The organism is Mesorhizobium sp. M1088, from assembly GCF_040318575.1.
Classification (GTDB): Bacteria; Pseudomonadota; Alphaproteobacteria; order Rhizobiales; family Rhizobiaceae; genus Mesorhizobium.
Genome location: NZ_JAMYMO010000012.1, coordinates 15,634 through 41,079, shown reverse-complemented (window position 1 = coordinate 41,079; position 25,446 = coordinate 15,634). Strand labels below are relative to the sequence as shown.

General features: G+C 62.0%; 22 protein-coding genes. 9 read left to right on the top strand and 13 right to left on the bottom strand.

All coding sequences use genetic code 11. From position 1 onward, the window contains the following. Positions 1-218: 218 nt before the first annotated feature. Positions 219-659: a hypothetical protein gene (locus NKH49_RS16910; RefSeq protein ID WP_352918185.1), complete on the top strand. Its 441-nt coding sequence runs from the start codon at positions 219-221 to the stop codon at positions 657-659. A 39-nt stretch (positions 660-698) separates the two neighbouring features. Here the strand turns inward: NKH49_RS16910 and NKH49_RS16905 are convergent, their stop codons facing one another. The 3 genes from NKH49_RS16905 to NKH49_RS16895 all read right to left on the bottom strand — a co-directional run bounded on the left by NKH49_RS16905 (position 699) and on the right by NKH49_RS16895 (position 4,478). Then, positions 699-1,373, bottom strand: a complete 675-nt coding sequence (locus NKH49_RS16905) for a LuxR C-terminal-related transcriptional regulator (RefSeq protein WP_352448141.1) — start codon at positions 1,371-1,373, stop codon at positions 699-701. Next, positions 1,370-2,812 carry a sensor histidine kinase gene (locus tag NKH49_RS16900; RefSeq protein WP_352926828.1) on the bottom strand — a complete coding sequence of 481 codons (1,443 nt, stop codon included), beginning with the start codon at positions 2,810-2,812 and terminating at the stop codon, positions 1,370-1,372. The genes NKH49_RS16905 and NKH49_RS16900 overlap by 4 nt, the downstream gene beginning before the upstream one ends. Before the next feature lie 148 nt (positions 2,813-2,960). Next, the gene (locus tag NKH49_RS16895) at positions 2,961-4,478 is read right to left on the bottom strand and encodes a S10 family peptidase (protein ID WP_352469598.1); all 1,518 of its coding nucleotides are present in this window, start codon (positions 4,476-4,478) and stop codon (positions 2,961-2,963) included. Positions 4,479-4,756: 278 nt separating this feature from the next. On the opposite strand from NKH49_RS16895, the gene NKH49_RS16890 reads away from it, so the two are divergent. Next, the gene (locus tag NKH49_RS16890) at positions 4,757-5,254 is read left to right on the top strand and encodes a hypothetical protein (protein ID WP_352469597.1); all 498 of its coding nucleotides are present in this window, start codon (positions 4,757-4,759) and stop codon (positions 5,252-5,254) included. 109 nt (positions 5,255-5,363) lie between these two features. On the opposite strand, the gene NKH49_RS16885 is transcribed toward NKH49_RS16890, so the two are convergent. After that, complete coding sequence (locus NKH49_RS16885; protein WP_352926825.1) at positions 5,364-6,698, bottom strand: four-carbon acid sugar kinase family protein; 1,335 nt, start codon at positions 6,696-6,698, stop codon at positions 5,364-5,366. A 4-nt stretch (positions 6,699-6,702) separates the two neighbouring features. Then, the gene (gene oiaX / locus NKH49_RS16880) at positions 6,703-7,965 is read right to left on the bottom strand and encodes a 3-oxo-isoapionate-4-phosphate decarboxylase OiaX (RefSeq protein ID WP_352926822.1); all 1,263 of its coding nucleotides are present in this window, start codon (positions 7,963-7,965) and stop codon (positions 6,703-6,705) included. Positions 7,966-8,146: 181 nt separating this feature from the next. On the opposite strand from oiaX, the gene NKH49_RS16875 reads away from it, so the two are divergent. Together NKH49_RS16875 and NKH49_RS16870 are read left to right on the top strand one after the other, a co-directional pair. Beyond that, positions 8,147-8,860, top strand: coding sequence for a transcriptional regulator NanR (locus NKH49_RS16875; RefSeq protein WP_292663135.1), 714 nt, complete (start codon positions 8,147-8,149; stop codon positions 8,858-8,860). A 304-nt stretch (positions 8,861-9,164) separates the two neighbouring features. Next, entirely contained in the window at positions 9,165-10,133 is a 969-nt protein-coding gene (locus NKH49_RS16870; RefSeq protein ID WP_352469593.1) for a GlxA family transcriptional regulator, read from the top strand. Between the two features lie 76 nt (positions 10,134-10,209). Here the strand turns inward: NKH49_RS16870 and apnL are convergent, their stop codons facing one another. The 7 genes from apnL to NKH49_RS16835 form a co-directional block, all read right to left on the bottom strand. Further along, complete coding sequence (gene apnL, locus NKH49_RS16865) at positions 10,210-12,117, bottom strand: D-apionate lactonase (RefSeq protein ID WP_352539315.1); 1,908 nt, start codon at positions 12,115-12,117, stop codon at positions 10,210-10,212. Further along, the gene (locus NKH49_RS16860; RefSeq protein WP_352926817.1) at positions 12,114-13,148 is read right to left on the bottom strand and encodes a Gfo/Idh/MocA family protein; all 1,035 of its coding nucleotides are present in this window, start codon (positions 13,146-13,148) and stop codon (positions 12,114-12,116) included. The genes apnL and NKH49_RS16860 overlap by 4 nt, the downstream gene beginning before the upstream one ends. Before the next feature lies 1 nt (position 13,149). Further along, the gene (locus NKH49_RS16855) at positions 13,150-14,214 is read right to left on the bottom strand and encodes an ABC transporter permease (protein ID WP_023675478.1); all 1,065 of its coding nucleotides are present in this window, start codon (positions 14,212-14,214) and stop codon (positions 13,150-13,152) included. Then, positions 14,211-15,755: a sugar ABC transporter ATP-binding protein gene (locus NKH49_RS16850; RefSeq protein ID WP_352926814.1), complete on the bottom strand. Its 1,545-nt coding sequence runs from the start codon at positions 15,753-15,755 to the stop codon at positions 14,211-14,213. Before NKH49_RS16850 ends, NKH49_RS16855 begins: the two co-directional genes overlap by 4 nt. Next, on the bottom strand, positions 15,752-16,405 hold the full coding sequence (locus tag NKH49_RS16845; protein ID WP_352469589.1) for a DUF2291 family protein: 654 nt from the start codon (positions 16,403-16,405) through the stop codon (positions 15,752-15,754). Before NKH49_RS16845 ends, NKH49_RS16850 begins: the two co-directional genes overlap by 4 nt. 113 nt (positions 16,406-16,518) lie before the next feature. After that, a complete protein-coding gene (locus NKH49_RS16840) occupies positions 16,519-17,460 on the bottom strand; it encodes a D-ribose ABC transporter substrate-binding protein (protein WP_352469588.1) in 942 nt (313 codons plus the stop codon). Between the two features lie 263 nt (positions 17,461-17,723). Next, positions 17,724-18,551, bottom strand: a complete 828-nt coding sequence (locus NKH49_RS16835; RefSeq protein WP_352469587.1) for a phosphogluconate dehydrogenase C-terminal domain-containing protein — start codon at positions 18,549-18,551, stop codon at positions 17,724-17,726. 341 nt (positions 18,552-18,892) lie between these two features. Between NKH49_RS16835 and NKH49_RS16830 the strand changes: the two genes are divergently transcribed. From NKH49_RS16830 to NKH49_RS16820, 3 genes are all read left to right on the top strand, one after another. Next, positions 18,893-19,567: a DUF2161 domain-containing phosphodiesterase gene (locus NKH49_RS16830; protein ID WP_352488814.1), complete on the top strand. Its 675-nt coding sequence runs from the start codon at positions 18,893-18,895 to the stop codon at positions 19,565-19,567. Positions 19,568-19,713: 146 nt separating this feature from the next. Continuing rightward, entirely contained in the window at positions 19,714-20,139 is a 426-nt protein-coding gene (locus NKH49_RS16825) for a hypothetical protein (RefSeq protein ID WP_352469585.1), read from the top strand. A gap of 66 nt (positions 20,140-20,205) precedes the next feature. Further along, positions 20,206-21,396: an NADH-quinone oxidoreductase subunit D gene (locus NKH49_RS16820; protein WP_352501918.1), complete on the top strand. Its 1,191-nt coding sequence runs from the start codon at positions 20,206-20,208 to the stop codon at positions 21,394-21,396. 286 nt (positions 21,397-21,682) lie between these two features. Here the strand turns inward: NKH49_RS16820 and NKH49_RS16815 are convergent, their stop codons facing one another. Then, a complete protein-coding gene (locus NKH49_RS16815; RefSeq protein ID WP_023675469.1) occupies positions 21,683-22,114 on the bottom strand; it encodes a hypothetical protein in 432 nt (143 codons plus the stop codon). A gap of 483 nt (positions 22,115-22,597) precedes the next feature. On the opposite strand from NKH49_RS16815, the gene NKH49_RS16810 reads away from it, so the two are divergent. Continuing rightward, positions 22,598-23,557 (top strand): HlyD family secretion protein, encoded by a 960-nt coding sequence (locus NKH49_RS16810; RefSeq protein WP_352926809.1) that lies wholly within the window; start codon positions 22,598-22,600, stop codon positions 23,555-23,557. Further along, on the top strand, positions 23,554-25,167 hold the full coding sequence (locus NKH49_RS16805) for a DHA2 family efflux MFS transporter permease subunit (RefSeq protein ID WP_352539321.1): 1,614 nt from the start codon (positions 23,554-23,556) through the stop codon (positions 25,165-25,167). Before NKH49_RS16810 ends, NKH49_RS16805 begins: the two co-directional genes overlap by 4 nt. Positions 25,168-25,446 lie beyond the last annotated feature (279 nt).

Here is a 25,446-nt window from a genome sequence, read left to right as displayed (position 1 = left end):
CGAGACCCACCAGTTACCATCGTGGGACTGGTGGGCCTTGACGTTCCGGACGCAAACCATTGTTTTAAGCATCACACGAATTCGAACAGGAGGCAGTACGACAGAGCCGTATGATTAAGGGGAGTTCCGACATGCGACGGGCAAGTTCATTGATGACGACCCGGAAACGAAGGACCGGATCTTCACGAGGACGTCGTGTCGGCATTTCTGTAGTCGTCTTGACCTTCATTCTCGTCGTAAGCCCCTATCGCGTCGTGTTCGATGGCCCGCAGGCTGCCTGGGCCAAAGATGGCGGGAACGGCAACGGCAATGGCGGGAACGGGAACGGGAACGGGAATTCGGGCAATTCGGGTGGAAACTCCGGCAATTCGAACTCGAACGCTGGTGCCGGCAAGGGCAAAGCAAAGTCGCAGGACGACAATCTCCCTGATCCCGCCCCTGCGGTAAACCCCGATAGCAAGCCAAAACTCTTTGTCAACGCATCCACAGGAGACCGGGTCGAGGTGAGCGGCCCGAGCATTGGCGTGGTGCATTCGAACGGACTCAGCGAACGCATCGACAGCGACCAATATGAAATGCGGGATGCCGAGGGCCGCATCATCATTCGGCGCCTGGCGACGCGTTCCGATCGGGACAGGTTGCTTGGAATGATCAACTGAGGGCCAGTTCACATGGCCGCGCAGTGCGGCAATTTCGGCTCAAGCATGATCGCGAACAGGCGGATGGCGGCGCTCAGTCGCGTCGCGCAAGGTCATGGCAGCTTCGGTCCTGTTGCTGACGTTGAGCTTGGCCAGGATTCGCGTCATGTGGTGCTTTATCGTCTTTTCATGGAGGTTCAGCCGAAGCCCGATCCGCTTGTTGCTCAGTCCCGCGGCAACCAGCGTCAGGATCTCCCTTTCGCGGCTGGTGAGGTCGGCAAGTCCGTCAGCTTTCGCCGGCTCTTTTGATTGAGCCGAGAGATCGGCCAACAGGCGCGCCGACAATTGTGGACAGACATATCGTTCGCCCGACGCTACCGTGCGCAGGATCGCAGCCAACGTCCTCGACCCGACCCCCTTCAGAACATAGCCCCTTGCCCCGCTCTGCAACGCGGTCATCACGTGCTGGTTTTCTTCCGAAACGGTCAGCATCACAATTTTCAGTGCCGGATGCCGCTCAAGGGCCGGTCCGATCACGCCAAGGCCACCTCCAGGAACCGAGATGTCCATCAGCAGAATGTCGGGCCGCTGGTCTTCGATTATCCGCAGGGCATCGTCTCTGCTGCTTCCTTCACCGACGATCTCGAACCCGCCGATCTGATCGAGCGTGCGCACAACGCCTTCCCTGAACAGCGGGTGGTCGTCGACGATGGCGAGCTTGATGGCTACTGTCATGTCTGCCCCATTTCAACGATGTTGAGGGCCATTCTTACGACTGTGCCACTCTGTGAGGAAGTTACGGTAAACTGGCCCCCGAGGCTTTCCACCCGCTCGCGCAGCCCTACGAGTCCCAGCCTCTCGGGACGCACGATTTGCGGGTCAAAGCCGGCGCCGGCGTCGGCCACTTCGATACAAACGCGCTCGCCGTCGAAATGTTTCTCGACCGACTGACCTTCACCTCCGGCATGACGGAATCCATTGTTCAGCGCCTCCTGGACGAAGCGGAAGATGCAGATCTTGGCCGCCGGCGACAATGGCGCATGGCCGCCGGTCATCGATAGTGTCACTTTGACGCCGGTTCGTTCTTCGTGCGCCCGTACGGCAAGCTGGAGAATTTCACCCAGTTCGGCATGCTCGATATGCGGCAGGACAAGGCCCTTGCTGATGCTCCTGATCTCGCGCATGGCATCGTCCAGATGTGCTTTGATGGCCAGCAATTCCTGTGCACGCTTCGATTGCGGCGTAGCGGGATCGGCAATGACGGGGCTGTCGATCCCCAGCGCCGCGAGAGCAACCAATTGCGCCGGGCCATCGTGCAAGTCCGCACCGATGCGCCTGAGATAGCGTTCGTTAAGTGCGGTGGCACGCTGCGAGGCACGCTGCACCCGCAGCCTCAACAGTCTGTTTTGCGCAAGCAGATCGGAAAGCTCGGCAATGCGCTGCTTCAACGAGCGGCTCTGCGAACTGATCATGCGGCTGCCACGGAACACGATTGCCGACAGCCCGAGAAAGAAGGCCGCTGTGACGGCGGCAACGTCCAGCCAGGTTCGAATGAGTGCCTGATGCAGGTTTCTTTCAAAATCAGTGGCGACCTCGTAGAATTCTGAAACGGCCACCACTTCCCCTGACCATGGCTGCAGCACCGGATTGTAGATCTCGAGAAGATGCAAGCCGCTGGCCCTTTCGGCCTCGCTGTCCGAATCGTCCAGCTTGTCGAACTCCGAGACCATTTGGCCTGCGAATGCCGCCCGGAGATTGTCGCTGGGTTCAAAGCGCTTGCCGATCAATGTCTTGTCGGTCGAATACAGGATGGTTCCGTCGCGACGCCAGAGCTTGAAGGATTCGAGCCTTGTGCCGAGTGCCCCTTGTCCCAGCGTTTCATCGAGCGCGTGGGCGACGCTCTCGTCGAGCACTTCGCTCTTGCGCATATCCGGAAGCAGCGGCGCGATGACGCTGTCCACGTAAAGAGCCGTTGCGGAAGCCGAATTCTGCGTGACCACGGTTTCTATATGGTTCGTGACGGAAATCCCCACCACCACCATGGCTGACAGGGAAAATAGACCGCCCGCGAGCAGGAACTGCGTTGCCAGCGACAGCGCATTCCAACGGTCAACAAGGCTTGTCAGCCTGTGTGGCTTGGTGTTCCGAATGGCCCGCTCGGCAGCACGCCGCACCAGTGGCGCGATTCTGGAGAGCCGGCTAATCCTTTGTCGAACGTCGCTGAAAGACGCCATCCTAGGTGTGTAACCGATCAATCGCGATGGAACTAGGGCCTGATGAGAGGGCGAACAGCGTATCCGGCGCTTTTTTGGGCAAACCGTCTCATTGCGTCGTTCGGTAAAGCTCGGACGCGGCCTGCTTCAGTGCCGCCCGTCCATCCGGCCTCAGATACATCATGTGCCCGCCCTCCAGCACCTCGGTGCGAATGGGCTTTGCGCCGGCAAGCGAAGGAATTTGACCAAGCAGGTAGCGCGAGCCCATGTACGGCGTCACCAGGTCGCTGTAGCCGTTGACGATCAGCACGCCGAGGCTGGGGTTTAGCACGCGCGCCTGTTGAAGGTCGTCCATGACACCCGCATAGCCCTGACGCGTCGCGCTCGTCCCATAGTCCCAATTGCCGCTGACTTCACGGTTGAGAAGCCGATAGCTGATATCCGTGCGGAAGTTCAATTCATCACGCACATAGCCGACGAAAGCGGAGGTGAGCGCCGGCACGCTTCGGTCGAGCACCGGATCGGGACCCTCGACTCCCAGGCTCTCTGGCGCCACGTCCGCTGTCGCGATGTTGCCGTCATAGGCGCTGAGAACATTGCCCTTTGCCCGTGCAAACTCCTTGGCGAACAGCCCTATGGGAATGCGTGCAAAGTGCCGCTGGACGAGATCGAGCGGCAGACCGGTGATTGCGGCGACACGCTGGCTCGCCAGGCGTCCACCCTGCTCCAGCCCACCGGCCAGCGCGGCCAGATAATCGCCGAGCGCATAGCGTTCGACTTCCGCCAGCCGCTCCTGCAGGGCCGGGCCGGAAACGCCTTCGCTGTGTAGGCGCACTGCCGCCAGCGACGGCAGTTCCAGCGCCCAGTGGAGCGGCTGGAACTCGTCCGGGCGCACCAGCGTGAATTCGAGCGCCGGCGAAATCAGCACGACACCACTCGGGCTGATGCCGATGTCTTCCTGAAGCTTCCTGGCGAGCAATGCTGCTCGAAAGCCGCCATAGCTTTCGCCAGCCAGGAAGACAGGCGATGCCGTACGGTTCGTCTGCGCCAGATAGAGTCGGATAAACGCGCCTATCGACGCGGCGTCCTGGCTGACGCCCCAGAAGCTGTGTGCTTCCGTGCCGGGCGCTTCACGGCTGTAACCGGTTCCGACAGGGTCCACAAAGACCAGGTCGGTCATGTCGAGCCAGGTGTCGGGGTTATCGAACAGCCTCTGCGGCGACGGCAGGAAACTTCCATCGGCCGCTGTCGCCAGAACCCGCGGACCGAGCGCGCCGAGATGGAGATAGGCGGAAGCTGCTCCCGGACCGCCATTGAACACGAAGGTGATCGGGCGACGCGGATCCGGTCCCGTTTCTTTCCCTGCGTGCAGAGCATAGGCGACATAGAAAATCTCGGCGGTGATATCGCCTTTGCCGGACGGCAATGACAGCGTGCCGGCCTTGGCCTCGTAATCGAGCGTGCGTCCGGCAATGACGATCGAATGATCGGAAGTCTGCGGCGGTGGCAGGAGCGAGAGAACCCCGCCTGTGGGCGGCGGCCGCTGGGCCGTCTCCGCATGACCGAACCCAGTTCCGGCAACCAACAGCAGAAGAGCGAGGGCGATTTCTTGCAGCTTGATAGGCATGACGTCTCCGGAGCAATTGGCTGGAAACTAGCACACCGTCGGCCGAACCAAAGTCACAGCACCGTGCGCCAGTACATCTGACAAGAAGGGGTCGGATTTGGAAATCCGATGCCCAGGCGGAAGATAGGGCGCGAGGGTCACGGCGGCAGCCTAACCTCTTCCAGCAGATGCGTGCGGCGGAATGGCGGACCAACGACTTCGTGAATTTTCTGCCGGTTGACTCGATTGGCCCACTTCCTAGGTTGGCATTCGGGCCTCCCGTGCAATCCGAAGTTGGTATGACATCTTTCCACACCCGAAAGCTTGCCCTTCTCCTTCTATCGGCAAGCGCCGCCATCCTGTCTTCCTGCGTCATGCCCGACGACACGTCGAGCACTGCGAAGGAAGACGCCACGGCGGCGGCAGCCCGCAGGGAGATGGTCGGCCTTAGCGAGGCGGACGTTCGAATGTGCGCCGGCTTTCCTACCGCCACTGCCGATGTCGGCAAATCCGGCCAGATCTGGACCTATCAGCGCGTCGTTCAACGCGGCAATCTCAACATTGTCGTTCCGACCGTGGCCATTGGCCCCGTCCCGGCGTTGGGGGGTTCCGTCAACGTCGCCCCCGGCGGCTATTGCAACACGCAAATTCGAATGGTTGACGGTCATGTTGCCGAGGTTGCCTACGCCGGCGACAACAACCTGCCGAACAACCGCGATGCGCTCTGTGTCAGCACGGTAGACGCCTGTGTCGCCTACGCCCGTCAGTATCATCCAGGCAGGACAATGGGCAGATAGCGTGATGAGTGGCATTGCCGCTGATCTGAACGCCTGAGATTTCTGGTTTGCCGGCTAGTATCCTCGATCCCGATCGAGCATCACCGATTTGACCTGACATTCCCCGCTCTCAACCGCCGACCCCATCGCGAATAGCGGAGAAATAGCGGTCGGTTCCGACCTGCCCACCCTTGAGGGCAATTTCCAGCCCATCGATCGCCTTAATGCTTGAATGCGCCACACAAAGTGGCGAGCCCGGCGATGCCGGCAGCGGCATTCGCACAGTCAGCGCGTCTACGCCCATCTGGCCAAGTGCATGGCTCGACGTGTCGCCGCCGGCGATGACCACGCGCAGTAGCTTCTCTTGAAGCGTCAGTTCGCGGAGAACCTCGCCAAGGCCGTGGCCGAGCTTATGGCGGGCGCCTTCCCGGAGATCGATTTCTGCACCGCGGTCGGCCGCAGGCCCGAGCGCGGTGTAGAGGATGACGCTGCGCCCGGCCCGTAGGCTGGAGCGGCCGGTTGCCACCGCGCGCGCAATCGCGTCGTTCGAAGCCTCAGAAACCAGTTCGACTGGGTCGAGCTCGATCCCGTCGAAGCCGTCGGCCAGAGCATAACGGATCTGTCGTTCCGTCGTCGGCGAGCAGCTCCCCGAGACCACGGCGATCCTGTCGGCAGCGCCCGGCGGCGAAAAGGCGGATGTGGTATCCACGATCCGGTTCGCTGCCCATTCGACCAGCAAGGCATATTCGATGCCTGAAGAGCCGACGACGAAATAACCGCCCGGCTTGCGAGCGCGCCAAATCTCCTTGCCGGCAAGTGCCTGGGTTTCCAGGCTATCGACATCGACAAGCACAATACCTGAGCCATTCTCCACAAGCCGGTCGAATGCTTTCGACCGCGACGCAGACTGCAGCGTCGCCAGGTCGACCAGGCCCGAGGCGAGGCTGGTCTGGCGCGACAGATGGATCAGCAGGTCGGATTCGTCCATCGGCGTGGTCGGATGGCGGCTCATCACGGGATGGCGGTCGATGCGGAAATATTTTTCGCGATAGGCCGCGAACAGATGACCGAAGGCGGTGTAGCGCTTCAGCTGCGGCGCGCCGACCACCAGCGGCACGCCCTCTTGCCGGAAAACCGAGCGGCCGATTTCGATCGCCCGGCCGATGCTGCCGATTGCCGGGCTGGAATCGAAGGTCGAGCAGACCTTGTAGTGGCAGATCTCGGCGTTGACGGTCTTCAGCCAGGCGAAGGCATCTCGCAGATGCGTGTCCATCCACTGCGGCGTCTCGCTGCGGCTGGTGCCGGCCAGCCCAAGGGCGCGGCAATGCGCAAATTGCGAAAGCAGCGCCTCGTCCGGCTGGCGCATGAACAGGACGGTCGGCACGCCGCCGAGCTCGAGCGCCTCCATAACGTCGGTCGAGCCGGTCAGGTCGTCGCCATAGTAACTCAGAAGCAGGTTTTGCATGGCGTCAGGCCGCCTCGCCGCCGCCGAACTTCTCGATCGACCGCGCCAGCTCGACATGGCTCAAGGCATAATCCGCCAACGAAATGTCCTGGACCGCCGCCTGCCAGGCCTGCTGCACGGCGCGCACGCCGGCGCCCGGCCCGTCCGGGTGGCTGACGATGCCACCGCCGCAGAGATAGAGAAGATCGACCGTCCGGCCGGTTCGCTGGAAGGTTTCAGGCGCCTGCCCGCCCCACTGGCCGGAGCCGGCGACCGGCAATGCGCAATCGGCTGGCGAAAAGATCGGCGTGGTCACCGCCTTGAAGGATTCGACGAAGGACCAGTCGGGTTCCCAGTATTTTGAGGCGATGCCGTTGATCTGGAACTGGTCGACGCCAAGCAGGCGCCAGAACTGCTGCCAGACCCTGAAATCCATGCCAAGGCCGGGATGACGGGTGAGAATGTCCCAGCCATTGCGGTGGGCATGGAGCACAAGGCTGGAGCGTTTTCGAAGGTAAGCCATGCCGCCGAAACCGATCGAATTGATATTGACCACCGCGCAATTGCCGCCGGCCTTTGCCACCAGATCGTGGTTTCGCATCATCTCGTCGGGATCGGCATGTGAAATGCCGAAGGCATACATGACCTTCTTACCGGTCTTCTGCTCGTGGTCGAGGATCAGCGGCATGATTGCCCTCACCCGCTCCGACAGCGGCGAATAGGCCGGGCTCATCAGCTTCTCGTCGTCCTTGATGAAGTCGACGCCGGCCGCAATCAGCTCTTGCACCATTGCGGCCGTCTCGTACGGGCGGAGTCCCAGCGCCGGCTTGACGATGGTCCCGATGATCGGACGATCCACGACACCGGTCAGCCTGCGGCTGCCCGTGACGCCGAATTGCGGGCCCGGATGCGCGCCCCGGTACTCCTCGGGTAGCCTCATGTCGACGACACGAATGCCGGACAGGCCCTTGATCGAAAAGGTGCCGCCGATGACGATGGTCATCAGCGCCGACAGGTCGGTGCCGATGGCGTCCAGCGGAAAGGCGATGTCGACGTCGGCGCGCTTGACCGGGCCGTTGCGCGCTTCGGGACCGGTTTCGGGAAGAGACGGCCGATCCGCATCCGGCAGATGCCGTATCGCCAGGACTCGCGCTGCGACCCTGGCCTTGAGCTCTTCGGTCTCGCCGGCCAGCGCGACGAAGGTTCCGGTCGACTGGTCGCTTGCGATCTTGGCCGCCAGCGCCTCGATATTGCCCGGCGTTTCGATGCGATAGGTGAGAACAATCATATTCGCGCGGCCTGCCGGGTGGTTCGAAAAAGGTTCCTTGGCCCTTGAAATCTGGTATAATGAGTACATAAGCTTTGCAAGCCCTATCCGGCTTGGCGGTAAGGGCGAGCCGGCAGCAGGCGTTCCGGAATTCACGGCGGAAATGCTAGGTAGGGGCCGGTCAAAGGAGTGATTCGCGACGATGAACCGTTCGGAGCCGATCGTCCGGCGCAAGCTTTCCGACGAAGTATTCTTGAGACTGAAGCGCCTGATCACCAGCGGCGAATTGCTGCCGGGTGACGACATGCCGTCGGAGCGCGAATTGATGGAGCGCTTCGAGGTCGGCAGGCCGGCGATCCGCGAGGCAATGCAGGCGTTGAGCAATATGGGCCTTGTCGCGATCTCGCATGGCGAGCGGGCGAAAGTGCTGCAGCTGACCGCCAAGTCGATCATCAAACAGGTCGACGGTGCCGCCAAGATCATCCTGTCGTCGTCGAAGGACACGCTGGAGCACCTCAAGAACGCGCGTATCTTCTTCGAGCGCGGCATGGTCAGGGAAGCCGCGGAGAAGGCAACCGCCGAGGACGTGCAGCGGTTGCGGGCAACGGTTGCCGAGCAGCGCAGCCATCGTGGCGACTCGGAAGCCTTTATATCCGCCGACATGAAATTCCACACCCAGATCGCGGCAATATCCGGCAATCCGATCTATGTCGCCGTCAGCGAGGCAATGCTTGGCTGGCTAAAGGAATACCACACCGAAATGCTGATCTGGACTGGCAAGGAAAAGTTCACGCTGACCGAGCACGAAGAGATCATCGGACGCATCGAGGCCAAGGATGCGGATGGCGCCGAGAAGGCGATGATCAAGCACCTCGAACGCTCGCGTGCGCTTTACGTGATGAACTCCGGCAGCTGAAAATCAAGAGCAAGGTCCCGACCGCAGCGGCCGGCACCTTGCTCTCGGCCTACTGACTGACCACAGATCAGCCTGAGCCCGGACCGAAGCAGTTTTCTGTTGCGTCTGAATCCGATGTATGTGCCGCGTGTTTTCATTCAACGATTTCAGCATTTGCATCTTCCCAGCCATGGATTTCCGCGGCCCGCTTTCGTCAGCAAGCCCGCATAGGCCCTCCTGGAGGCGCCGCGCTTGTTCTGGGATTGGCAATTCTTGCAAAGACTATGGTAGGCTTGCCATCCGAGAACGATACTGGAGTACCGCAATGGCTGACAGGGGCCTCCACGTTGTGATCTGGCTGCCGTCGAATTTCTATTCGGCCGTCGTCTCGACGCTCGTGGAAATGTTTCAGCTTGTGAATGACGTCTGCCGTTCGCAGGTTCTCTCCTGTGAGTTCGTTTCAAGGAGCGCGCCGTCGGCATCGAGCACCGGAATTTCCTTCCCGACAAAGGCTCAACCATCCCGGAAAATGGATGTCCTGATTCTCATTGCCATGCCGGGTGTCGAGATTCCGGAGCTTCTGCGCTCGCTCGACGAGGAGAGTGAGCATTCAAAACCGCTGATCGCGCTCGCGCAGCAGCAGGACGCAATCATCGCAGCACATTGCGGCGCGTGTTATCTGCTCGCCACTTCGGGATTGTTGGACGGCAAGCGCGCAACGATATCCTGGTGGCTGAAGAACGAGGCAAGCCGCCGGTTTCCGCAAGTGCGATGGGACGCTTCCCGCCTGCTCATTCGCCAGGACCGCCTTTACACATGTGGAGGCGGGTTTTCCGGACTCGAACTCGCCAGGGCTTTGCTGATCGATCTGGGCTTCGAGAAGGAAGAGCGGATCATTCGAAAACTTCTGGTTCTTCCTCCGCCGCGCAAATTCCAGAGTCCCTACGAATTTCCTCTCGACAAAATTTCGAACGACGCCAGCCCATTCGAGAACAAGCTGCGCGAGCTCTCGAAAGACAAGATGTCAGAAATCGATTTGAAATTTCTTGCAACCGAATTGGCGATGTCTTCGCGAACCCTGTCTCGCAGGTTTTTCGACGAACTCCAGACAACGCCGGGAAAATGGATCCAGGAAAGGCGGCTGGAGTTGGCAAGGTCCATGCTTGAGGAAACGAAACTGAGCGTCTCAGAAATCTGCTATCGGGTGGGATATCAGGACGTCGCTTCGTTCAGCCGTCTTTTTTCCAAGACAACTGGAATGGCACCAGGCGAGTTTCGAAAGCAAGTCCGGTGACAAGTCGGCAGCGGAAGTGCTGCGGCTACGGGCAACCGCTGCGGAACTGCGGCGATTCATGAACCCCGGCGTGACTTCAGCCAATCCGGACGATTGCGTAGGGCGTCATGACAAGACGGTCTCGGCCCGACGCGTCGCGCTGAATCTGGCGTGACGTTCGTCCATCCCAGATATTCAGAAAACCCTGATCGGAACCGAGCCCGGAAACATCGACTGGAAGGTCGTCCGGAGTAAGGTTCGCCAGCCAGACGATGATCTTGCCTGTCTGGGAGTGGCCGGCCAGTGCCAGCACCCGCGTCTCATCGGTCGTTGTCGCCGCCACATGCGCATGGCCGGCCAGATCGCAAAGTCCTTTCACCGCGTGGAAAATCGGCCGGGGTGTACCTTCTTTGACAGGTTCGCCCGACGAGGCCAGCACGCCGAGTGGTCCGGTGAAGCTGCAGAGCGTCAGCATTTCGAGCCCGGCCGGCGCGACGCGCGCCGCATAGCCGATCGTCCATGCGGCCCCGAACAGCCCGGCATGGCGAGGGTCGCGGTCGGCCATGGCAATGCGCTGATTGTCGGGATTGGCCTTGGTCGCGCCGCCATAAGGGTTCTGGCGCATGGCAATGGTCGACGGCCCGACCCGATAAGGTATTGTTCCGAAGATCGTTCGTACTGACGCCGTGATGAAAGGCAATGCTTCCAGCGATTGCATGACGCTGAGATCGTCGGCGGCGTGCACGATCGGGCAGGTGCAATGCGTGACGAAATCGAGCGGGTCGGCCGGCACACGCTTGCGATTGAGTTCGGTGAAATAGCTGAACATGCCGCCGCCGAGGCGGCTGTCGGGAAAGGAGCGCCGCGCCGCGGCGTAGACGTCTTCGAGCGGCGGGCAGTGCGGCCACGCGCTGCCCGGTGGCGTCGACTGCCGGTCGACCGAAGGCGAGACGGCAATGGCCGAAAGCTTGAGCCCGGCCTGGCGCACCCTGTCGGCGACGCCTGAAAGCTCGGCGTCGAGATCGCCGTCGCCGGCAATGACACATTCGAGCGTTGTCCGGACCGGATAGGCGGCGGCGAGCCGGGCGTAGGATCGCAAGGCGTCGAGCCCATGGCCACGCGTCGGGTCGTAGTGGAACATCAATTGCTGCGGACCAAGCTCGCACAGCATCGGCAGCTTGCCCAGCGCCGCCTCGACCTCATCCGGGTAGATGATCACGCCAACATCCGGCAGCGCCGGTCCGGCTTGGCCGAGCGTGACGCGAACTGGGTCCGCGATTGCCGCAGCGGCCGGCACTTTCCCGCGACCCTCTATCCGCAAACTAGTGGTCTGGCGGAAGGTCTTGCCGGCAGGCAGCACATAGGGCCATGGCAGCGCGAGCGGCCGGACATAGGTCTTGTAGGAGGCATCCGACCAGTTGCGCTGGTCCTCCATCTCGAACGTGTCGCCTTGCATCCGGCATTCGGCGGTGACGCCCGGCCGGATCTCATGGGTGATCGCCCGCAGATCCTTGAAAGGCTGCCAGGCATCGATCAGCTCTGGAAGCCGCGTCGCGACCACGCTGCCATCGGTATGCTCGACCGTGACCGGGCTGCCGGCCAGCCCGGCAATTGGATGCAGGATGCAGAAGCCGCAGCGATTGGTCTCGAAATCGTTGTCGGGAAGAGCGCTCACGTCGAAGATCAGCTGGCCATCGGCCGAGCCCTTGATGGTCGCACGGAAGTCGAGCCGGCTTCCCTCTGGTCCGAAACAACCTGCCGAATAGCTGACGAAGAAAGCGTCATCGCCCTGGTCGATGATTAAATCGGTGAGCGCCGGCTCGTAGGTGCCCCAGTCGCGATCCCTGACGATGAAGGCGACGGCGCGCAGAACCTCGGTGCCGCCATGCCGGATGGTGCGCAGATTGCCGTTGACGAAGTCCGCCGTCAGCGCGCCGGCGCGCAGCTTGACCGGTTCGGCTTCAACGGCACGTGTGCCGTAGAGGAGGAAGGCGTCGGCTGTCATTTCAGCAAGGCGTCGAGTTGCACCGGCTCCCGGCTTGCGGCGCCAGCGTACGCAGCCTCGACCAGCGCTAGTGTCTTGAGGTTGTCCGCGCCCGAGGTCGCGGGCTCGGTTCCCTTGGTCAGGCAGTCGACCCAATGCTTTTGAATGGCGACGACGCTTTCCTGGATGTTGTGCCACGGCCGTGATGCCCAGGCCAGCAGCGGCGGCGAGACGTCGCTCACAGCTGTCCCGCTCCTGCCGGTGACGGTGAGGCGGTAGCCCTGCGCCAGCCGGATCGTGCCGTCGCTGCCGTCGATCTCGATCAGCGTCTCGGGGAACGGCTCTGTCGCGAGCCTGCTGGCGTAGCTGCAGTCGACCACGGAAGTGGCTCCGCCCGTGTGGTCCATCAGCATCGTCGCAACGTCCTCCCCGGCAATGCCGGGATTGATGCGCGCCGTTCGCGCAGTGACGGTCGAGACGTCGCCCAGCAGGAAGCGGGCTATGTCGAGGATGTGGATACCCAGATCCTCGATGATGAAGCGCTTTCCCGTCGCCAGATAAGGCTGGCCGGAAAACACGTCATAGGCAGAGCGGAACGAGATCCGTCCGAAAAAGGGGGTGCCGATTTCGCCGCTGTCGAGCACGGTACGCACCGCCTGGATCGGCGACTGCCAGCGAAAATTCTCATGCACCATCAGCGGCACGCCGGCGTCAGCACAGGCCTTTACCATCGCCTTGGCGTCGGCAAGCGTCGGCGCAAACGGTTTTTGGCAGATTGCCGGAACGCCGTGCTGCGCCGCCATCTCCACGAGCATTCTGTGGCTTGGTGCCGTGGTGGCGATGTCGACGAAATCCAGCCTTTCGCCGGCAAACAGCGCTGCCGCGTCGGTATAGCGCCGTGCGACCCCGAACTGGTCGCCAATGATCCGTAGCCGGTCCGGATCGCGGTCGCAGATGGCGGTGATCGAGGCGCCCTCTATATCGCGCCAGGCATGCATCTGGTTGATGGCAAAGAAGCCGCAGCCGATCAGCGCTCCACGCAGTTCCGCCATGTCAGCCGGCCTTTGCCATCTGCATCAGCGTGACACGGCTCTGCAGCCGGCGCTGTGCCTGGTCGACGACGACGGCGACGATGATGACGAGGCCCTTGATCACCATCTGCCAGAACGAACTCACTCCCATCATCACCAGCCCGTCCGAAAGAATGCCGATTACGAAGGCGCCGACAATGGTGCCGCCGATCGTGCCGCGACCGCCCGACATCGAGGTGCCGCCGAGCACCGCCGCGGCAATGGCGTTGAGCTCGAAGCTCTCTCCGGTCGCCGGATGCGACGCCATCAGCTCCGACGAGATGATCAGCCCGACGATCGCCGCGCAGAAGCCGGAGAACATGTAGACGAACATCTTCACCATATTGACGCGGACGCCCGAAATCCGCGCCGCCCGTTCATTGCCACCAACCGCGAAGATGTGGCGGCCGAGCGGGGTGTATTTGGCGAGATAGGCCGCCCCTAGCGCAACGACGAGCAAAATCCAGAGCGCGACCGGCAGGCCGAGCAACCGGCCGGCGCCGAGAAAGCCGAATCCGGTGGTGCCGAGCTCCGGCTTGCCGACGAGATTGGGGAAAGTACGGCCGTCGGACGACAGCAGCGCCAGGCCGCGCGCGACATAGAGCACGCCGAGCGTGGCGATGAACGGCGCAACGTTGAGCCTGGTGATCAGCAAGCCGTTGACGGCGCCGATCAATATGCCGACGGCAAGCGTGATCAGCGCGATCTCGAAGACGTTGAAATAGATGGTATAGCCGACCTGCAGGTCGATGCCGTTGAGCACGAGATAGCCGGCCACCATGCCGCACAGGCCGACGATCGAGCCGACCGACAGGTCGATGCCGCCGGTGATGATGACGAAGGTCATGCCCATTGCGAGGAATGCGTTCAGCGCCACATGCTTCGACATCAGGATAAGATTGGCGGCCGATAGGAAATTGGGGGCGGCTATCGAGAAGAATAACAGCACGGCGATCAGCGCGATGAACGTCCTCGCCTTCATCAGCGTCAGCAGGACCGAGCCGCCCGACATGGAGTTGACCGCCGCCTTGGCTGGGATGTCAGTCATGCGTCTTGCTCTCCGTGCGGGACCGGTCCGTGGCCGAAGGCGGAGGCAGCGACGAGTGCGGCCTCCGTCGCGTCGGCGCGGTCGAACATGCCGGTCAGTTTTCCATTGCTCATCACCGCGATGCGGTCGGACAACGCCATCACTTCGTCGAGATCGGAGGTGGCAAACAGAATCCCCAGGCCGTCGCGCGACAGCTTGCGCATGGTGCGGAACACGTCGGCCTTGGCGCCGACGTCGATGCCGCGGCTGGGCTCGTCCATCAACAGCACCTTCGGCCCGGTGAGCAGCGCCTTGCCGATCACCACCTTCTGCTGGTTGCCGCCTGACAGCGACGAGACTTCCTGCGCCGGATCGGCGACCTTGATCGCCAGTTCGCGCACCGTCTGGGTCACCGCCTGTCGTTCGGCGGCACCACGAATGTGGAACAGGCGCACGAACCGCGACAGGCTGGCCAGCGTCAGATTGCTGGCGACGGAGAGGATCGACACCAGCCCTTCGCGCTGGCGGTCTTCGGGGATCAGCGCCAGGCCGCGCCGGATGCGCCGCGTCGTGTCGCGCTCGTGCACTTTTTTGCCGGCAATGAATATCGTGCCCGTCGAATGGCCGTGGCGGCCCATGATGCAGTCGAACAGCTCGCTGCGTCCGGCGCCCATCAGGCCATAGATGCCGAGAATTTCGCCGGCGCGCAGCGACAGCGAGACGTGATCGACCGCAAGCCCGCCGGTGACGCGCGGCAGGCAGATGTCCTCGGCGCGGAATATTTCCTCGCCCGGCACATGGCCGTCGGCCTTGGCGAAGTCCTTGGCATCCGAGCCGATCATCTGCCGCACGATCCACTGGGTGTCGACGTCTTTCATCTCCGCCTGGCCGGTGATGCGGCCGTCGCGCAGCACCGTGATGGTGTCGCCGATGCGGATCAGTTCCTCGAGCCGGTGCGAGATGTAGACGATTGCCACGCCGCGTGCCTTGAGGTCGGCAATCACCTTGAACAGTATCTCGACTTCCGCCGCGCTGAGCGCCGAGGTCGGTTCATCCATGATCAGGATGCGCGCATCGAGCGAAACCGCCTTGGCGATCTCGACCAACTGCTGCTGGCCGATGCGCAGATCCTCGACCAGCATGTCGGGCCGGATGCCGGCTTCCAGGCGTTCAAGGAACTCCGCCGCACGGCGCTCCTGCTCCTTGCGGTCGATCTTGCGGAAGCGGTTGGTGATCTCGCGGGTGGCGAAAATATTTTCGGCGACAGTCAGATTGCCGAACAGATTCAGCTCCTGGAAAACCATGCCGATGCCGCGGCTCACGGCATCACCGGAAGACGAGAATGAAACCTCCTCGCCGTCCAGCAGGATGCGCCCGAGCGTCGGTTGCTCGACGCCGGCGATGATCTTCATCAGCGTCGATTTGCCGGCTCCGTTTTCGCCGACCAGCACGTTGACCGCGCCTTTGCGCACCTCGAAATTCGCCCGCTTGACCGCGACGGTGCCGGAATAGACTTTCGAGACGTCCTCCAGCTTCAGGATGACATCTTGATCGCCGCTCATGACTTCGGCCCGATCTTTGCCTCCGCCGGCGTCACCAGCGGCAGGTCCTGGCCACTGCCCGGCGTATAGGCGCCAAGTACCTCGACGCTGCGGCCCTCGAGTGCCTCGCGCGGCAGCTTGGAAAGCACGGTCTTGTCGGCATAGGCGTTGAAAGCCTTGCCGAACTGGGCGAAGTCGATCTGGTTGGTGAAATCGTTGAACTGGATGAAGTCGAGGCTGTCGCGCAGCGCGGTTCCGCGCATTGCGGGTCCGATCTGCACCCGCGCGTCCGCCTTGCCGTCGCCGTCGGCATCGACGTCCATCGTCGCCGCGCGTGACTGTGTGTTGGCTGCCACGACCTTGCCCTCGATCCGAACGGCGAAGGTCCATGGCGAATTCGCCTGCTTCTTCGGGTTGCCGTATTTGGCGCCGGCAGCGGCGGGATCGGTCTTGGCCAAGGTGTGAACCTCGGCAAACGGCCCGGCCTTCTGCTGCAGATAGGGTATGACTTTCGCCGCCCAGATGTCCTCGACCATCTTGTCGGGATCGAATGCGGAGCCAGTGCCGCCGTTTTCCGCCGACGGCGTCGGCAGGATCTTGCAGGCGGTCAGGCTGCCTATTGCTGCGAGGAACAACGCGACAAGGATCGGCCGGGTCAGCGTGTTGAACATCTCGGCTCGTTCGGCATGGCGGTCAGGAGCACCCAGAGAAATGGAGGCAAGGGCGAAATGGAAGCAAGGGACGAACCGGAGGCTCGTCCCTTGCTGCTTGATGTTACGCCGGCTCAGTTGGTGAGCGCGAACGTCTCCAGCTTGGCGGCATTGTCGCCATTGACCAGGACGCAATCCATCAATTGCTTTTCCTCGGCCGGAGACTTCTTGTTCTTGATGAAGTCGTTGGCCTGCTCGACCGCCATCTGCGCCTGCGCGAAGGCCGGCTGCAGGACTGTCGCCTTGATGCCGCCGGAGGTGATCGAGTCGCGCACGTCGTTCGACCCGTCGAAGCCGACGACGATGACGTCCTTGCGGCCGGCAGCGGCAAGTGCCGCATGAGCGCCCATCGCCATCGTGTCGTTGCCGGAGATCACGCCCTTGATATCGGGATTGGCCTGGAGGATCGATTCCATCTTTGAATAGGCCTCGGTCTGGCTCCAATTGGCCGACTGCTGCGCCACCATCTTCAGGTCCGGATAGTCGTCGATGACGTCGTGGTAACCCTTGGAGCGGATGCCGGCATTGGTGTCGGATTCCTTGCCGACGAGCTCGACGAAATTACCCTTCTCGCCCATCAGCTTGACGAATTCCTGCGCGCCGAGCTGGGCGCCCTGATAATTGTTGGAGACGATCTGCGCGACGGCAACGCCGGTGGCATTGATCTCGCGATCGATCAGGAAGGAAGGAACGCCTGCGTCCTTGGCCTTCTGCACCGCGGCGACGGTGGCGTCGGCGCCGGCATTGTCGAGGATGATCGCCTTGGCGCCGCGGCCAATCGCCGTGTCGATCAATTCGGACTGCTTGTTGGCGTCGTCGTCATGGACGAGCACCAACGCCTCGTAGCCGAGTTCCTTGGCCTTCGCCTCCGCGCCGACAGCTTCCGCCTTGAAGAACGGATTGTCATGCGAGGGCGTGATGATGGCGATCAAATCCGCCGCATAGGCGGGTGCGGCGGTGCCAAGCGCCAGCATGCCGGCAAAAGCCGCAAGCGTCATTCTGCGTGTCAGTTTCATGTATTCCTCCCGTTGAAAATCTGTGCCTTGTCCCCAAGGCTATATGCATTCGATTTGGTTAGTCGTAGGCGGCGGGTCGCGTCATATTCACAAGCCCTTGGCCGGCTTCACTTCGACGGATCGCTCCCCCTATCCTCCACTCATCCAGCGCCTGACTCCTGCTGCGAAGCTTGACGGTCCGATCCATCGAACAGCTAAGCCAACTGGTATAATGAGTCAATGACAATTTCAGGTGACATGTTCCGGAGAACGCGTCGCTGCCCTCAAGTGATGCGCTGAATGCTCGCGGCAATCTCCTCCGGCTCGAACACCCGCTTCCAGTCGTCGCGCATCAGCACCGGCTTGCCGAACTCTATCGCCTTGTTGCAGGCGTCGGAGAACACGCCTTTGGTCTCGCCGAAGATGACGGCGCCAAGCACGTTCATATGACCAAGCAGGAAGTCGAGCGCCGCCTGCTTGTCGACCCCGCGCGCCACCACCTCGTCAACGGCCTCCTTCATGACGACGAGCAGCGAAGCGCATACCGTTTCCGAAAGGCCGGGCTCGAGCAGCGCCATCTGATCGACGGTGACGCGATGCGAGCGCATGACCGGGGCCCAGATGATCTTGGCGATCGCCTCACCCTTGGCGAAATCCTCCTCGGGTCCCTGCATCAAGGCGCTGACCATGTGTTGCTTGGCCTTGACGCCGCCGAAATAGTCCTTCTTCGCCGCCATGTCGGTCTCGTCGTTGAAAATCGGCGGATGGCACGGGTGGGTGACGAAATACGTCAGGTCCGGCCGCTTCGGCAAATGCCCGGCGAAAGGTGCCGCGGCGTCGAGCACGACGACCATCGTGCCTGATGCAAGCTTGCTCTCGATGTTCGCCGCGACCTTGCCGATATGCGTGTCCGGCACCGCCAGGATCACCACATCGGCGCCATCAAGCGCCTCATCGGCGCTGACGGCATCGATGCCGAGGCCCGACTTAAGCCGCTCGCGGCCGGCGTCGCTGACCTCGACATGGCGTATCGTATAGGGAGATCCGCGAAAATTGGTCGACAGACGGTAACCCATTTTGCCGCCCGCACCAAACAGCGCAATCGTTGTCATGTGTCCGTTACTCCTGAATTCCAACGATGGCCCTGCCGATCGTCATCCCATTGACTTGTATGCACATTGCCGCCGGTTGGCGGATTAGAGAACGCAGGGGAGCCGCCGCTCAAATGACGATGCCATGGACGATGTCTCGGGCGCCCGGATGTCCAGCACAGCGCAGCTACGCGGAGCATGCTACCTTAGGTACACATTATACCAGCATACCAAATTGGCAAGCGGCCATGGCACGGCTCTGACCACTTGCTCGACCGTCGTTTACCTCCTGTTCAACGGCAAGGAGCGATCATCGCGCTGAACCGCCGATCGGCGGGATGATTCGCAGCCGACAAAGGCCCATGCTCGAAACTTCACTCTACAGCCCGGTCAAGACCTTCCTGGAAGGCCTGGGATTTATGGTCAAGGGCGAGATCGGCGGCTGCGATCTGCTGGCGCTGAGTGCCGACTCTCCGCCGATCGTCGTCATCTGCGAGCTGAAGCTGAAGTTCAACCTCGAACTGGTGCTCCAGGGCGTCGACCGTATGGCGGCGAGCGACGAGGTCTGGCTAGCGGCATGCATGTCGGCCCGTGGCAAGGGCCGTGAGAGCGATGTGAGATACCGCAATCTCTGCCGTCGGCTCGGCTTTGGCCTGCTTGGCGTGCGGCCGAACGGCGAGGTTCAGGTGCTGCTCAGCCCGACGGCATTGGCTCCGCGTCGGGACCCCCGGCGCCGCTCGAAGCTGATCGACGAACATCGGCGTCGGCAGGGAGATCCTGTCGCCGGCGGCGGCTCGCGTGCGCCGATCATGACCGCCTATCGCCAGCAGGCACTGGCATGCGCCGCAGCACTCGCCGACGGCCCAAAGCGGCCGCGTGACTTGAAGCCCAAGCTGCCGAACGCGCCCAAGATTCTGCTGCACAATGTGTATCGCTGGTTCGCGCGCACCGATCGCGGGATCTACGAACTGACCGCTCAGGGCCGTGAGGCGTTGCAGCGCTGGCCGCAGCCCGATCGCAGCCACACCGCTGCCTGAGACAGGCAACGCCGGATTTCGCGCCCTGCTTTCCGCGACAATCACGGCTTTCGGCAAGACATCACCTCGTCACGGAACCATATTTCGACACGATGGTTTTGTCGTCACCGAATTGATCGTCCGCTGAGCAAACGGAAGGAACGGCCATGCGCCTATCGACGACAATTGCCACACTTTCGGCGCTGGCCCTTGCCTCGCCGGTCTATGCGCAATCCGTGGCACCAGAGCTTGCCCCTGTCCCGCCGACGGCCCCGCAAACCCTGCCAGAGCAAGCCACGCCCGAAGGGACCACTCCCGACCAGGCTACACCTGACCAAGCCTTCTCCGCCCAGAATTTCACCGCTGTGACAATCGTGGCGATGGAGGATCTGCCTCCTGAAATCAAGGCACAGGCGGAGGCCGTCGTCACCCAGACCAGCGCCGAGGATTTGCGCATCCTGCAAAGTTCGATCGACGCATCGCCGCAGGCGGCATCGGCGTTGGCGGCGAACGGGCTTAATTCCACGCAGGTCGTCGCAGCTAATATCGACGGCGACGGCACCCTGACGCTGATCATCCAGACGACGACGTGAGCGGCTGAAAGCGGACAAGCCGGCTCCGGCACGGAACCAAAGCCCGCTTGATCGCGGAGGACTGTCATGGCCGAGGCTGCAGTTCGCAACTTCACCATCAATTTCGGGCCACAACATCCCTCCGCTCACGGCGTCCTGCGGCTGGTGCTCGAACTCGACGGCGAGATCGTGGAACGCGCCGATCCCCATATCGGCCTGCTGCATCGCGGCACCGAAAAGCTCATCGAGTACAAGAACTACCTGCAGGCCTTGCCCTATTTCGACCGGCTCGACTACGTCGCGCCGATGAACCAGGAGCATGCATTCTGTCTCGCCGCCGAGAAGCTCCTCGAAATATCGGTTCCGAAACGCGGACAGCTCATCCGCGTGCTTTTCTGCGAAATAGGCCGGCTGTTATCGCACCTCCTCAACGTCACCACGCAAGCCATGGACATCGGCGCGCTGACGCCGCCGCTCTGGGGTTTCGCCGAGCGCGAGAAGCTGATGGTCTTTTATGAGCGCGCGTCCGGCGCCCGCATGCACGCGAATTATTTCAGGGTCGGCGGCGTGCATCAGGATCTGCCGCCGGAACTCCTAGACGACATCTGGAAGTTCTGTGATCCGTTCCTCAAGGTCTGCGACAATCTCGAAGAGCTGTTGACCGAGAACCGCATCTTCAAGCAGCGCAATGTCGATGTCGGGGTGATCGGCCTCGATGATGCCTGGGCCTGGGGCTTTTCCGGCGTGATGGTGCGCGGATCGGGCGCGTCCTGGGACCTGCGCAAGGCGCAGCCATACGAATGCTATTCGGAGATGGATTTCGATATCCCAGTCGGCAAGCATGGCGACTGCTACGACCGCTATCTCGTCCGCATGGAGGAAATGCGCCAGTCGGTCCGGATCATGCGGCAATGTCTGGAAAAGTTGCGCTCACCAGAAGGCCAGGGACCGGTCGCGATTCCGAGCCACAAGATCACGCCGCCGCCGCGTGCCACGATGAAGCGCTCGATGGAAGCGACGATCCACCACTTCAAACTTTATACCGAAGGCATTCGCGTGCCGAGCGGTGAAGTCTATGCCGCCGTCGAGGCGCCGAAGGGTGAATTCGGCGTCTACCTCGTGTCGGACGGGGGCAACGTTCCCTACCGATGCAAGATCCGCGCACCTTCCTTCGCCCACCTGCAAGCGATGGATTTCCTGTCCCGAGGCCATATGATCGCCGATGTTGCCGCGATCATCGGCTCGCTCGACATCGTGTTCGGAGAAATCGATCGCTAGTTTAGCCAGGTCGCAGGATCTTCCCCGATCGCAGGATCATTCGTCGTTAGTAGCCGCGCAGGCAGGCCTGGACGGCGCTCGACCACCGGTCAGACGAAGGCTCTCACCTGTGGCGGGCCAGCTCAAATTCTCACATCAAAGACGGACGCATGGCCGCGACAAGGCGCAGCCAAGCGTCAAGGAGTTTCACAATCTGCGCGGCCCGACGGCGCACGAGCCCTTCCAAGTTCGGAAGCGCTCTCCACGGCGCGGAAAGAACGCGTGTTCCGCCGTTCCTCGTACCGCCTCAATGCACGATCAAGCCCTTCATCCAGGCAACAAATCTGTTGCCGCGAACTATCCCGCGCACCCTGGCAGCGGCCCATCTCGCTTGCATCGTAGCGCCGACATGGCAATGGCAGACGATTTGGTGCAACTGCCGGTCGCTCAGTTCGAAGAAGCGCTTTGCCTCACCATAGGTATCATCGCTGAGGCCCATGGCACGCAGAACCGGATCCTCGAAGGCGACAGTGAGCGGCGTCCCAGCGCCACGCGATCTGTCGCGCGCTTCCCTGTTCATATATTCGGTGCCTGGAAGCGCCCCAAGGCATCGCGTCGGGTTTTGTTCGAGAAGTTCCGCCCAACGTTCAATCCGCTGGGTTCGAGTCATCGCCGGATACGCCGCGAAGGACTCAACTTCCGCGACGGCCTGCAGTTGGTCGAGTGTTTGATGTTTCATGGTCGGCTCCTGTCGACAGGTGAATTCGCCCACGCCTATATGAGCAATTATCGCGCCATGGAGCGCTGACAAGGCCGGACCGCCGCAACATGAGGCGTACGGATCACCTGCCCGGTGAAGCGGCGCTCGAATTCCGACGCGCCCCCGCCTGTGTTCGATGTCGACCCGTTAACCGAACCCGTTTCCGGACAGGAACTTTTGCGGAAGCTTGCCGTTTGGCTTTGCGTCCGCTTCGGCGGCTGCAATATCAATCTTGAAAGCAATTCCGTTGGACACGAAGCCTCAACGCGTCGAGCAAGACGTCGAGCCTGTAAATGAAACCCGGGAGCAACCGGCCCCTGTTCGAGAATCTCGTGAGCGATCGGCAGAGCCCCGGCAGGAAAACCCGACGGGAATGCCTCGCAACGAAAGGCCGGTCTGCTCGGCTTTCTCAGGCGCCATCCCTATGCGGCCGCAGCCATCGCGCTTGCGCTGTTGCTCGTCGTGGCAGGCATCGCGATCTGGTGGCTGAACGCTCGCCAGTACGAATCGACCGACGACGCCTTCATAGATGCGCGCATAGTGACGATCGGTGCGCAAATAGCCGGCCGCATTACCGAGCTGGCGGTTACCGACAATCAGCACGTACAGGCGGGCGATGTCCTCCTGCGTATCGACGACAGCGACTATCAGGCAAACCTGAAGCAGGCCGACGCCGGCGTCGCCGCGGCCGAGGCCGAAATCGTCAATGTCGCCGCGCAGATCGAGGCTCAAAAAGCAAAGGTAAACGCTGCCCAGAGGCAGGTTGCACAGGCCAAGGCAGCGCTGGATTTCGCCAAGGCCGAGGATCAACGCAATCGCGAACTCCTGGCCAGGGGCACGGCAACGCAGCAGCAGGCGCAGCAGGCGGCATCGACGTTGCGTCAGGACCAGGCTGCGCTGGACAGCGCCGAGGCCAATGTCGCCTCGGCAAAAAGCCAGGTTTCGGTCTTGCAGGCACAGGCCAGGAGTGCCGAGGCGCAGCTCGAGCAGGCCAAGGCCAGCCAGGAGCAAGCCCGCACGACGCTGTCACGCACGACTATCACAGCACCCGCAGCCGGGCGGGCAACGAGCATTTCTGCGGCTAACGGCACCTACGCCCAACCTGGCCAGGTATTGATGATGTTCGTTCCCGACGAGGTCTGGGTGAAGGCCAATTTCAAGGAGACGCAGCTCGATCTGATGCGGCAGGGACAGCCGGTCGACATCGATATCGACGCCTACCCGGACAAGTCCTTCCATGGTCGCGTCGACAGTATTCAGGCCGGCAGCGGCACCGCCTTCAGCCTCCTGCCGGCCGAAAATGCCACCGGCAATTACGTCAAGGTGGTGCAGCGCGTGCCGGTCAAGATCGTCTTCGACAAGCCGCCGGATGTGCTTCTCGGGCCAGGCCTGTCGGTGGTGCCGACGGTCAAGGTGCGATGAGCGGCGAAACCGCCAGAAATCAGGGTGAAAGCCGATCCGCCGCCGGGACGCACAATCCCTGGCTTATCGCCGTCGTCGTCTCCATCGCCACTTTCATGCTGGTGCTCGACACCTCGATCGCCAATGTCGCCCTGCGCAACATCGCCGGCAGCCTGGCGGCCGGAATGGACGAAAGCACCTGGGTGATTACCACCTATCTCGTTGCCAACTCGGTGATCATCCCGGTCAGCGGCTGGCTGGCAAGCGTCATCGGCCGCAAGCGCTACTACATGCTCTGCGTTGCGACCTTTACCGTCGCGTCGCTGCTGTGCGGACTGGCGCCCAACCTGGAACTGCTCATCCTGTTCAGGGTCCTTCAGGGACTCGGCGGCGGCGGCATGGCGCCAAGCGAGCAATCGATCCTTGCCGATACCTTTCCGCCAGAAAAGCGCTCGCAGGCCTTCGCGCTTTACGGCATTGCCGTCATCGTCGCACCGACGGTCGGGCCGACGATCGGCGGCTGGCTGACCGACCATTTCTCCTGGCACTGGATCTTCTTCATCAACGTGCCGTTCGGCATCCTGTCGCTGGCCCTGGTGCAATGGCTGTTGGTCGAACCGGACGTACTCGAACGCGAACGCAAGGAACGGCTGAAAGGCGGCCTGAAGATCGACGGGATCGGGTTCGTCCTGGTAGCGACGGCATTGGGGTGCCTGGAGATTTTTCTCGACCGGGGCCAGCGCTACGATTGGTTCGCCTCGGATTTCATCACCACTTTCGCAGTGATTTCCGCGATCGCGTTCCTGCTGCTTATCCCATGGGAACTCAGTCGCAGCGATCCGGTCGTCGACATGCGCCTATTATTCACGCGCCAGTTCGGCACGGCGTTCCTGGTCATGATGGCGGTCGGTGCTATCCTGTTCAGCACCACCCAGATCGTGCCTCAGCTGCAGCAGACGACATTTGCCTACACCGCGACGCTCTCGGGCCTTTCGATGATGCCGGGCGGCATCGCCATGTTGATCTTGATGCCGGTGTCCGGATTTGTAGGCAGCATCGTGCAGCCCAAATATCTGATCATGATGGGCATGTCGGTGGTCGCAGTGGCCCTTTGGCATATGACCTCGCTTACTCCGGACGCCAGCTTCCGCTTCTTTGCCTTTGCCCGTGTTTTCCTGATGGTCGGGCTGCCGTTCCTGTTCATTCCCATCTCGACCGCGGCCTATGTCGGCCTGCCCCCGCAGAAGACCAACCAGGCATCTGCGCTGATCAACGTTGCACGCAATATCGGCGGCAGCATCGGCGTCTCGCTGTCCAACACCGTCATTGCGCAAAGCTCCCAGATCCATCAATCGAATCTGGTCGGCCACACCGTGCAGTCGTCGCCCGCCTATCAGCAGGCGCTTCGGCAGGCGACCGAGCATTTCGTCGCCCAGGGTTCGCCAATGGTCGAGGCGAAGCAGCAGGCGATCGCCTGGCTTGGTCAGTTGATCGCTCGCCAGGCCACGCTGCTCGCCTATGTCGATGTCTTCCGCTACTGCGCGGTGGCAACCGCCCTGCTCGTTCCGCTGGCGCTGCTGCTGCGGTCAAGCAAGTCAGGCGGCAGCCAGCCGAATCCGGAGATGGGCTGACCCGCAGGCGCGACGGTGTAGTTCCAAAAACGGGCAAGCCGGGAACCAGCCGACCCGTTGCGTTGTTCTGCGCCAAGAGGAGATGATTACGATGGCCACTATTCCCACACCCGAGCCAACACCGACCCCGGTGCCACCGCCTCCCATCCCCGATCCCAAGCCCGTGCGTGAGCCGGACCCCGACAGGCTCCCCGATGAGGATCCCGTTCCCAACCCGGATGAAAACGACATTCCACCGAAGCGGATGGCTGTTACCCGGCAATTGCCATGATCGTTCTG